The organism is Rhodococcus sp. NPDC006774, from assembly GCF_040636045.1.
Taxonomy (GTDB): domain Bacteria; phylum Actinomycetota; class Actinomycetes; order Mycobacteriales; family Mycobacteriaceae; genus Rhodococcoides.
Window position 1 is genome coordinate 1 of the sequence record NZ_JBEYIW010000045.1, and the last position, 3,112, is coordinate 3,112.

The 3,112-nt window shown below is 55.2% G+C and carries 1 rRNA gene; it reads right to left on the reverse strand.

Annotated features, from left to right (window positions below):
* Window positions 1-48: 48 nt before the first annotated feature.
* Window positions 49-3,112, reverse strand: a 23S ribosomal RNA gene (locus tag ABZ677_RS27645).

Sequence of the window (3,112 nt, forward strand, 5' to 3'; positions counted from 1 at the left end):
CAACTCGTGTGTTGTTTCAGATATTGCACAGTGGACGCGTAGCTTCTTTGTGGTAAGTCCTCGGCCTATTAGTACCAGTCACCTGCATCGGTTACCCGACTTCCAGTTCTGGCCTATCAACCCGGTGGTCTGCCGGGGGCCTTACCCCCTCGAGGGGGTGAGAAACCTCATCTTGGAACAGGCTTCCCGCTTAGATGCTTTCAGCGGTTATCCCTTCCGAACGTAGCCAACCAGCGGTGCTCCTGGTGGAACAACTGGCACACCAGAGGTTCGTCCGTCCCGGTCCTCTCGTACTAGGGACAGCCTTCCTCAAGTTTCTTACGCGCGCGGCGGATAGAGACCGAACTGTCTCACGACGTTCTAAACCCAGCTCGCGTGCCGCTTTAATGGGCGAACAGCCCAACCCTTGGGACCTACTCCAGCCCCAGGATGCGACGAGCCGACATCGAGGTGCCAAACCATCCCGTCGATATGGACTCTTGGGGAAGATCAGCCTGTTATCCCCGGGGTACCTTTTATCCGTTGAGCGACACCGCTTCCACTTGCCGGTGCCGGATCACTAGTCCCGACTTTCGTCCCTGCTCGACTTGTCAGTCTCACAGTCAAGCTCCCTTGTGCACTTGCACTCGACACCTGATTGCCAACCAGGCTGAGGGAACCTTTGGGCGCCTCCGTTACATTTTAGGAGGCAACCGCCCCAGTTAAACTACCCACCAGGCACTGTCCCTGAACCAGATCATGGTCCGAGGTTGAGGTATCCAATACGATCAGAGTGGTATTTCAACAACGACTCCACAGTAACTGGCGTCACCGCTTCACAGTCTCCCACCTATCCTACACAAACCGAACCGAACACCAATACCAAGCTGTAGTGAAGGTCCCGGGGTCTTTTCGTCCTGCCGCGCGTAACGAGCATCTTTACTCGTAATGCAATTTCGCCGAGTCTATGGTTGAGACAGCTGAGAAGTCGTTACGCCATTCGTGCAGGTCGGAACTTACCCGACAAGGAATTTCGCTACCTTAGGATGGTTATAGTTACCACCGCCGTTTACTGGGGCTTAAATTCTCAGCTTCGCCATTACTGGCTAACCGGTCCTCTTAACCTTCCAGCACCGGGCAGGCGTCAGTCCGTATACATCGTCTTACGACTTCGCACGGACCTGTGTTTTTAGTAAACAGTCGCTTCTCACTGGTCTCTGCGGCCCCACCCAGCTCACACTGCAAGAGTGATCACCGGACAAGGCCCCCCTTCTCCCGAAGTTACGGGGGCATTTTGCCGAGTTCCTTAACCATAGTTATCTCGATCGCCTTAGTATTCTCTACCTGACCACCTGTGTCGGTTTGGGGTACGGGCCGTGTAACAACTCACTAGAGGCTTTTCTCGGCAGCATAGGATCACTGAATTCGCCTCAATCGGCTACGCATCACCTCTCAGGCTTGATGAACGGCGGATTTGCCTACCGTTCGCCCTACAGGCTTACACCAGTACAACCACTGACTGGCCCAGCTACCTTCCTGCGTCACCCCATCGCTTGGCTACTACCAGATCAGGTCCCACGCATCCACCCGCCCCCGCACACCCGAAGGTGTGAAGTAAGCGAGATTCAGGGTGGTTAGTGTCACTGATTCACCATGGGCGCGGTTACACGGGTACGGGAATATCAACCCGTTGTCCATCGGCTACGCCTGTCGGCCTCGTCTTAGGTCCCGACTCACCCTGGGCGGATTAACCTGGCCCAGGAACCCTTGGTCATTCGGCGGACGAGTTTCTCACTCGTCTTTCGCTACTCATGCCTGCATTCTCACTCGCGCAGCCTCCACACCTGGATCACTCCGATGCTTCCATGGCTGCACGACGCTCCCCTACCCACCCACACACCTGGCTGAACCCTCGCAAGAGAACAGCGGGCTATTGTGTGAGTGCCGCAGCTTCGGTGGTGTACTTGAGCCCCGCTACATTGTCGGCGCAGGATCACTTGACCAGTGAGCTATTACGCACTCTTTCAAGGGTGGCTGCTTCTAAGCCAACCTCCTGGTTGTCTTCGCGACCCCACATCCTTTTCCACTTAGTACACGCTTAGGGACCTTAGCTGGCGATCTGGGCTGTTTCCCTCTCGACTACGAACCTTATCGCCCGCAGTCTCACTGCCACGCTCTCACTCACCGGCATTCGGAGTTTGGCTGATTTCGGTAAGCTTGTAGGCCCCCTAGACCATCCAGTAGCTCTACCTCCGGTGAGAAACACGTGACGCTGCACCTAAATGCATTTCGGGGAGAACCAGCTATCACGGAGTTTGATTGGCCTTTCACCCCTACCCACAACTCATCCCCTCAGTTTTCAACCTAAGTGGGTTCGGTCCTCCACGACGTCTTACCGTCGCTTCAACCTGGCCATGGGTAGATCACTCCGCTTCGGGTCTAGAACACGCCACTACACCACACAAGGTGGATACGCCCTATTCGGACTCGCTTTCGCTACGGCTACCCCACACGGGTTAACCTCGCGACATGCCACTAACTCGCAGGCTCATTCTTCAAAAGGCACGCCATCACCAGCAACAGTAAACTGTTCACCAGCTTTGACGGATTGTAAGCGCACGGTTTCAGGTACTATTTCACTCCCCTCCCGGGGTACTTTTCACCTTTCCCTCACGGTACTAGTCCGCTATCGGTCACCAGGGAGTATTCAGGCTTATCGGGTGGTCCCGACAGATTCACAGCAGATTTCACGGGCCCGCTGCTACTTGGGTATCCACAACGACAGTTGCAATGTTTTCGTCTACGGGACTCTCACCCTCTACGACAGGCCGTTCCAGACCACTTCGACTAACACCACAATTTCTCACTGTCGGCCGATCCGGCAGAATCGACAATGCAAACCCCACAACCCTCCATACGCAACCCCTGCCGGGTATCACACGCACAAAGTTTGGCCTCATCCGCTTTCGCTCGCCACTACTCACGGAATCACTATTGTTTTCTCTTCCTGTGGGTACTGAGATGTTTCACTTCCCCACGTTCCCTCCACACACCCTATATATTCAGGTGCAGGTAACACGACATCACTCGTGCTGGGTTTCCCCATTCGGACACCCTCGGATCACAGCTCCCT